The sequence below is a fragment of the Neobacillus soli NBRC 102451 genome, from assembly GCF_001591665.1.
Lineage (GTDB): Bacteria > Bacillota > Bacilli > Bacillales > Cytobacillaceae > Neobacillus > Neobacillus soli.
The window spans coordinates 1-7,261 of sequence record NZ_BCVI01000105.1; the positions used below are offsets into that span (position 1 = coordinate 1).

General features: G+C 41.3%; 7 protein-coding genes, 1 pseudogene and 1 riboswitch. Of the genes and pseudogenes, 2 read left to right on the forward strand and 6 right to left on the reverse strand.

From position 1 onward, the window contains the following. Positions 1-37: 37 nt before the first annotated feature. The 5 genes from purB to BSO02S_RS25680 all read right to left on the reverse strand — a co-directional run bounded on the left by purB (position 38) and on the right by BSO02S_RS25680 (position 4,032). Entirely contained in the window at positions 38-1,336 is a 1,299-nt protein-coding gene (purB, locus tag BSO02S_RS25660) for an adenylosuccinate lyase (RefSeq protein WP_066074812.1), read from the reverse strand. Positions 1,337-1,339: 3 nt separating this feature from the next. Beyond that, positions 1,340-2,515 (reverse strand): 5-(carboxyamino)imidazole ribonucleotide synthase, encoded by a 1,176-nt coding sequence (purK, locus tag BSO02S_RS25665; RefSeq protein WP_235847014.1) that lies wholly within the window; start codon positions 2,513-2,515, stop codon positions 1,340-1,342. Then, on the reverse strand, positions 2,478-2,969 hold the full coding sequence (gene purE, locus BSO02S_RS25670) for a 5-(carboxyamino)imidazole ribonucleotide mutase (protein WP_066074822.1): 492 nt from the start codon (positions 2,967-2,969) through the stop codon (positions 2,478-2,480). Before purE ends, purK begins: the two co-directional genes overlap by 38 nt. 141 nt (positions 2,970-3,110) lie before the next feature. Beyond that, a riboswitch (purine riboswitch) is annotated at positions 3,111-3,212 on the reverse strand. 89 nt (positions 3,213-3,301) lie between these two features. Then, positions 3,302-3,493, reverse strand: coding sequence for an NETI motif-containing protein (locus BSO02S_RS25675; RefSeq protein WP_066074814.1), 192 nt, complete (start codon positions 3,491-3,493; stop codon positions 3,302-3,304). Continuing rightward, positions 3,490-4,032 carry a DUF2179 domain-containing protein gene (locus tag BSO02S_RS25680; RefSeq protein WP_066074816.1) on the reverse strand — a complete coding sequence of 181 codons (543 nt, stop codon included), beginning with the start codon at positions 4,030-4,032 and terminating at the stop codon, positions 3,490-3,492. Before BSO02S_RS25680 ends, BSO02S_RS25675 begins: the two co-directional genes overlap by 4 nt. A 114-nt stretch (positions 4,033-4,146) precedes the next feature. Here BSO02S_RS25680 and BSO02S_RS25685 point away from each other — a divergent pair, with 114 nt between their 5' ends. Beyond that, positions 4,147-5,388, forward strand: a complete 1,242-nt coding sequence (locus BSO02S_RS25685) for a DPP IV N-terminal domain-containing protein (RefSeq protein ID WP_066074818.1) — start codon at positions 4,147-4,149, stop codon at positions 5,386-5,388. 121 nt (positions 5,389-5,509) lie between these two features. Continuing rightward, positions 5,510-6,298, forward strand: coding sequence for a M15 family metallopeptidase (locus BSO02S_RS25690; RefSeq protein ID WP_066074820.1), 789 nt, complete (start codon positions 5,510-5,512; stop codon positions 6,296-6,298). 103 nt (positions 6,299-6,401) lie between these two features. Here the strand turns inward: BSO02S_RS25690 and BSO02S_RS25695 are convergent. Then, a pseudogene (locus tag BSO02S_RS25695) lies at positions 6,402-7,108 on the reverse strand (M48 family metallopeptidase). Between the last annotated feature and the right edge of the window lie 153 nt (positions 7,109-7,261).

Sequence of the window (7,261 nt, forward strand, 5' to 3'; positions counted from 1 at the left end):
GTGGAAGCCCCTTTTCCACCTTTTCAGGCTTTTGAACCTACTCGTTCAACCCTAATCGATCAAAAATGGTATCTACATGTTGCAAGTGATAACGATAATCAAAACAATCCGCAATTTCCTCGCTAGAAAGCAATGAGGTAATTTTTCCATCCGCTTCAATCAAGCCGCGGAACTGGACTTGCTGCTCCCACGCCTCCATCGCTTTCGGCTGCACCGTGTCGTAAGCTTCCTCGCGCGACAATCCCTTATCAATCAACGCCAGCAGCACCCGCTGCGAATAAATCAAGCCCAGCGTCCGGCCCATGTTGCGCTTCATATTTTCCGGATACACAGTTAAATTCCTAAGAATATTCCCGAAGCGGTTGAGCATATAATTCAAGCCAATTGTCGCATCAGGCAAAATGATTCGTTCCGCCGAGGAATGGGAAATATCACGTTCATGCCAAAGCGGCACATTTTCATAGGCCGTCAGCATATAGCCGCGGATTACGCGGGCAATCCCGGTCATATTTTCCGAACCAATTGGATTCCGCTTATGCGGCATTGCCGATGAGCCTTTTTGTCCTTTTGCAAAAAACTCCTCAACCTCACGGGTTTCACTTTTTTGCAAGCCGCGAACCTCCACAGCAAACTTCTCAATCGAAGTCGCAATTAAGGCAATTGTTGACATGTAGTGGGCATGGCGGTCACGCTGCAAGGTTTGCGTAGAGATTGGCGCCCGGCCAAGAGCCAATTTCTCGCACACATACTGCTCCACAAACGGATCAATATTAGCGTAGGTACCGACTGCGCCGGAAATTTTTCCAAACTCCACACCCGCTGCCGCCTGCTTAAACCGCTCCAGGTTCCGTTTCATTTCTTCATACCAAAGAGCCAACTTCAACCCAAATGTCGTCGGTTCGGCATGGACCCCATGCGTCCGCCCCATCATTACCGTAAATTTGTGTTCCATCGCTTTATTTTTTAAAATCTCAATAAAGTTCTCTAGATCTTTTAACAAAATAGCATTCGCCTGCTTCAACACATAGGAGAGAGCCGTATCCACAACATCCGTGGAGGTTAAGCCGTAATGAACCCACTTCCGCTCCTCCCCCAATGTTTCCGAAACAGCGCGGGTAAAAGCCACCACATCATGCCGTGTTTCCGCTTCGATCTCTTTAATTCTGTCAATATTAAAAGAGGCATTTTCACGAAGCTTCTGCACGTCTTCCTTTGGTATATCACCCAATTCGGCCCAGGCCTCACAAGCCAGGATTTCCACCTCAAGCCACGCATTAAAGCGGTTTTCCTCTGTCCAAATGGCACCCATTTCAGGTCTTGTATAACGATCTAACATTTTTTATCCCCCGATCTTTTCTTTAGCAGTCTTCCATATGTTGCTCTTTTCAACCTCTTTTAGTGCATCCGCCGTACTATTTCTTAAAATAGTCACATGGCCCATCTTTCGCTTCGCCATAGGCGCCTTTTTTCCATACAAATGAATCTTCCAGTCCTTTTGTAGAGGAATTTCATCCATTAAGTTTCCTAGATGCTCACCTAATAAATTGACCATAACCGCCGGCTTTAACAGCTCCATGCTCCCAAGCGGCCAATTGCAAATGGCGCGAATATGTTGCTCAAACTGTGACGTCGCGCAGGCCTCAATCGAAAAGTGGCCCGAATTATGCGGCCGCGGTGCCAGCTCATTCACATAAATCATTCTATCACTTGTTACAAACATCTCTACCGCCAGTGTCCCGACTAATCCCAGCGAATCGGCCAATTGCTTTGCAATCAGAACGGCTTCTTCCTGTATAGCATCAGAGATCCGGGCCGGAACAATCGTTTGATGTAAAATATTCTCTTCATGAATGTTTTCCGCTACCGGAAAAATGGCTGTTTCCCCATCTACTTTTCGTGTCACAATCACAGATATTTCTTTTTCAAACGGAATCCACATTTCTAGCACGCAAGCCCCATGTTCCAAAAGAGCCCTGCCCTTTAATAAGTCTTCCTGTTCTCTAATAACGAGCTGGCCCTTCCCATCATAACCGCCTCTCGCCGTTTTCAAAACGGCAGGAAACCCAATTACCTCAATTTTTAAGGATAAATCAGCCATATTGTTGATGACTTCATACGGTGCTACCACCACACCCGCTTGCCCAATGGCTGCTTTCTCCCTTATCCGGTCCTGCGTAATCGTCAGAAGCTCTAGACCTTGTGGGACATAGGCCTGCTCACATAGCCAACCGAGAGTTTCCGCATCGATATTTTCAAACTCATAGGTAATCACATCACTAATCTCAGCTAATTGACTAATTGCCTCTCGATCATCGTAAGCACCAATCACTTCAACGTCGGCAACCTGGCCGCAAGGTGAGTCCTCAGCGGGTTCTAAAACGGCAACTCGAAAGCCCTGAGCCTTAGCCGCTAATGCCATCATTCTTCCAAGCTGCCCCCCGCCAATAATACCAATCGTCGCACCTGGTAAAATCGTTTTAGTAGACAAGCTGATCACTACTTTCCATGACTTCATTTTTAGTCGCTTCTCTTTTAGCAGCCAATTTATCAGCGAGCGCAGTATCGCCTGTTGCCAAAATTTGCGCTGCAAACAAACCAGCATTCACCGCACCAGAGACACCAATCGCAACCGTTGCGACCGGAACACCACCAGGCATTTGTACAATTGACAGCAAGGAATCCAAGCCATTTAAGGCCTTTGATTGGACAGGAACACCGATTACCGGCAGTGTTGTTTTTGCCGCAATCATTCCCGGAAGATGGGCCGCTCCACCTGCACCGGCAATAATGACCTTTAAGCCTTTCGACCTGGCTTCTTCTGCATAAGTAAACATTAAATCAGGTGTTCGGTGAGCCGAAACGACTTTTTTTTCATAAGCGATTTCGAACTGTTCTAAAACCTCGCAAGTATGCTTCATCGTTTCCCAATCTGACTTGCTTCCCATGATTACACCCACAAGATTAGCCATCCTCAGGTCTCCCTTCCTTTTTAAAAAGCAAAATAAAATACCCGTAACAAACAGCATCTCAGGAAAGAGAAAGCCATTTGTCCGGGCATAAATGTCAACATAAAGTAAGCATCCCAAGCTAGGGACGTCCTCGTTGTGCCGAACCTATTGACTTTCCCTCATAGTCCAATAATTTACGGTTATTGGGTAGAAACTTATGGGCCATATTCCCATGGATATACGAGGGTAAAGAAGAATTGTTTAATTAACTAACTTCATTTTACCAATCAATTCATTTCGGGTCAATAAATAAATCGAACATTTTTTTAGAATAGCACTATAACGTTCGTGTTTTACTTGATAAGCACTGCTTCAAAGACGATTTCACGGCCAACAGGCTCATAAATGGTTTCATTCCCTTTTATTACTTCTTGAAAAATTGGCTTTTCCGTTCGCCTGACAGGAGTATATCCAAGTTGTTTCATTCTATTCAAGCAATCATCAATACTTTCATTTTCCTGGACCTCAAATTTCCTTTTACTCATGAAAACAATTTCCCTCTTTTCACAGATTTCACCCAGAAACCGCCATGAATCGATTTGGGCTCATATGTAATGATAAACGCTTTAGCATCTAAACTTTTAATAGCTTCGTACAGCTTTAATTCAAATTTCCTTGGTGTAAGGATTTGCAACGCCATTCGATCGCCCTCAAGGCCGTTTGCCTCCCAATTGGTCACACCGTATCCTTTTTCTCTTAACAATCTAGGCAAATCCTTTTCATATTCCGTCGTAATCACATTAACGGTAATATACCCCAGTGCTAGCTTTTCTTCAATTTTCATGCCAACAATTACACCGATTCCATATCCAACCGCATAGGCAATCAGGTTTTGAATCTGATTAAGATTATTCAAAACAAGGCCGAGCCCCAGTACATAAATAACGACTTCAACCATACTAAGAGACGCCGCTAAGTATCGCCGGCCCTTTAAGGTCAAAATCATTCTTATTGTAAAAAAAGAAACATAGACAATATTTATCAGCAGGATAAGTGCAACCATTACTAACCCATTTTCTAACACAAGAAGTCCCCCTATTATTATGCTCTCTACACTTTATCACAAATATTTTTATTTTCCTGATGATAATTAATCAATTGTGCAAAATAAATAATAAAAGTTAGAAGAGGCGATTATTTGATTAAAAAAATCTTGCTCCCTATATTTCTTATTGCCGCTATTATTCCATTCCAAACAAAAACTTACGCAGATAGGCCATTTAATGATTTCAAAGCAGCTTTTATCAGAAATAATGATTTGTGGATTAAAAATGGCACCCAGGAAAATAGGATTACAAATGGGGGGGATATCAGGTATCCTAAATGGTCGCCTGATGGGAACTGGCTTGCCTACCTGAAAGGTTCGAAGGGGTCTTGGGAATTCTCCCACGATGGCGAACTGTGGCTATACAATATGAAAATGAACAAACATGTTCAAGTGAAGGCAAAGGTAAATAACAATTTCCAATGGTCACCAAGAGAAAATAAGGTAAGTTTTCTTGTAAATAAAGATTTGTTTGTCCTAAATACTGAACCGATACATCCATTTCTGGCTAATCAAATAGCTGCAAATGTTGAAAACTTCTCCTGGTATCCGAATGGCAAGGATCTATTATTTTCCGCAAAGGAAAGCACACAGCTGTATTCCGATATCATTTTATCCAAAACTTCACTAGAAACAAATAGACAGAAGCCAGTGATTAAGCATATTTACACCATTCCAGTCGGTGAAAATGAATACTATATCAGCACAAGCCAATTTAAATGGTCGCCCGATAATAAGTGGGTCAGCTTCTTATTAAACCCAACAGCCTCATTGTCTGCTGACACCAATACTCTTTGTTTGCTGTCTCATGATGGACAGGTTTTTAAAGAGGTGGATGAAATGCTAAATTATGAGGTATGGTTTCAATGGGCTCCGACGAAAAATGTTCTTGGTTACATCAATGGGTACGGCAGAGTGGCGTTGAAGAATAAGCAATTAACGACAATTACCCTTCCATCCTTTCACAAAGGAATATTTACCCGCAGGGGCTTTGCCGCTCGAGATTTTTCATGGAAAAATAACCATAAGCTTTATGTTTCGCGTTCTAAAGAAAGCGCATTGGTTGATGTCAATAAACGGCCGCTGCCAAGTATATATAAAATTACTAATAAACAAAAGCAGGTCACCTTCCCTGCAAAAAATGAAGGCGACTTTTCCCCACAAATTGCCAATAATCATCTCTTTTGGATTAGGACAGATAGACAGACTGCCAACATTTTAGTGTCACCTTTAAATGATCCGGAAGAAAATAAATGGATTAAAAACATCACTTTAGCCAGCTGGTATTATGAAAAGTGGAATTGGGAAGAGGTTTTTAGTTTATACAAGGGCTAACCATCTAGATGCCTTAACCTTGTTATAAGGCGGGACCTGGGACATGTCCACTCTTGCCTAATTTTTCATAGGGTAAACCTCCTTTATAAATGACATAGTAAAAATAAAGGAGGGTATTTATATGTCTAAGTATAGCGTCAGTGTGGTGTTGATTGTCTTCTTAATCCTCAATATTATTGGTTGTAGTAAAAATTTAGATACACAAACACCACCTAAGGTTAAGCCGATTACCTTAAAGAATTCTCCAACCCCAAAAAATGACGGCATAAGTAAAACAAAGATAAGTGCTGTTACATTGACTTCCTATCCAGCGTCAATCGCTGCGGTTGTTAATAAGACCTATTACATGCCTATTGACTATATTCCGAAGGATTTAGTTTATCCTAATGTTCCTTTTTTATTTAATGAAAAAATTGAAAAACGTAAAATGAGAAGTGAAGCTGCAAAAGCTTTAGAAAGATTGTTTGCTGCAGCTAAAAAGGATGGAATTTCTTTAAGTGGTGTTTCTGCTTATCGTTCCTATGCGACACAAAAAGTTCTATTTAACAATTATGTAAAAAGAGATGGATATGAAAAAGCCCGAACATACAGCGCGATTCCTGGTACAAGCGAACATCAGACAGGCTTAGGAATTGATGTCAGCGGAAGTTCTGGGAAATGCGCGGCAGCATCTTGTTTTGCTAAGACAAAAGAAGCTACTTGGTTAAGTAAACATAGTGCAGAGTATGGATTTATCGTCCGTTATCCAAAAGGAAAAGAATCCATAACGGGTTATAAGTACGAACCTTGGCATATTCGGTATGTCGGAAATATTTCAAACCCCATTAAAAGTCGGGGGATCACATTAGAGGAATATTTACATGTATATTCCGTTTCGAATAAAATAATTAGCGATCCCCTAAACTATTGAGGAGAAAAGAGGTCAGTTCCCCACTACCTTAAACAGTGATAACTGGCCCCCTATCATAGCCGTTTGGACCGGTAGATTTTTATAAAACTGGTCTTTCGGACTGCTAAACAATCATCTTCCAATTTGATAAAGCCAACCAGTCTTTTTTTTCCTTATAATCAGGCATTATTTTTCCAACAAGCCGCCAAAAGGAGCGGTAGTGATTCAGATGAATGATATGGCACATTTCGTGGACGACTACATAGTCAATTACCTCACGTGGTGCCATTGCCAACCTCCAATTGAATGTTAACCGCTGCTTTGAATCACAGGTTCCCCATGTCGTTTTGCTATCCGAAATACGAATGGAACGTGGTTTTGTTTTGAAGTTGCTTTGATAGGAGGAGGTACTCTTCTCTACTAAGGCTTTGCATTGTTGATAATAAAAGCGTTTTAAAGCTTGTTTTATTTTCTCATCCGCAAGCAGTTTTACATATATATGTAACTTCTCTCCCTCAAACACTACATAGTCCTACTCAATATTTTTATCTTGAAAAATCTGTATGGGATAGGTGGTGCCAAATAAAGAAAGCTCTCACCATGCTCATAGACCTTTTCCTGCGGCCTATAAAGTCTATCCTTCATTTCCTTCAATTTTTGCTGAATAGGATCCCATTTTCCCTCTAATAACTGTAGCACTCTTTTGTCAGGTGTCCCTTTCGGCGCCTGGACTTCAACATTTCCATAGCTGTCTATTAAAATTGCGATGATGGTTCGATTTTTGTACTTTATTTCAAAACGTATTGTTCTACCTGAATAGTTATGTATCAAGTCATCACCCGCAGATTCCTTTAATGCCATTATCCCTTGTTGATAGCTAGTCCATTTACATTTTGTCAAAAAGTTATCCACAAGTCTAAAAATCAATAATTTCCTATACGATAAAAAAGGACAATCCAATTAGATTGTCCTTTTCATTTGCCT

Bases quoted from the DNA above. Each gene is read 5' to 3' on its own strand.
- purE (WP_066074822.1), bottom strand. From the start codon at position 2,969: ATGGCTAATCTTGTGGGTGTAATCATGGGAAGCAAGTCAGATTGGGAA.
- purB (WP_066074812.1), bottom strand. From the start codon at position 1,336: ATGTTAGATCGTTATACAAGACCTGAAATGGGTGCCATTTGGACAGAG.
- BSO02S_RS25675 (WP_066074814.1), bottom strand. From the start codon at position 3,493: ATGAGTAAAAGGAAATTTGAGGTCCAGGAAAATGAAAGTATTGATGAT.
- purK (WP_235847014.1), bottom strand. From the start codon at position 2,515: ATGAAGTCATGGAAAGTAGTGATCAGCTTGTCTACTAAAACGATTTTA.
- BSO02S_RS25690 (WP_066074820.1), top strand. From the start codon at position 5,510: ATGTCTAAGTATAGCGTCAGTGTGGTGTTGATTGTCTTCTTAATCCTC.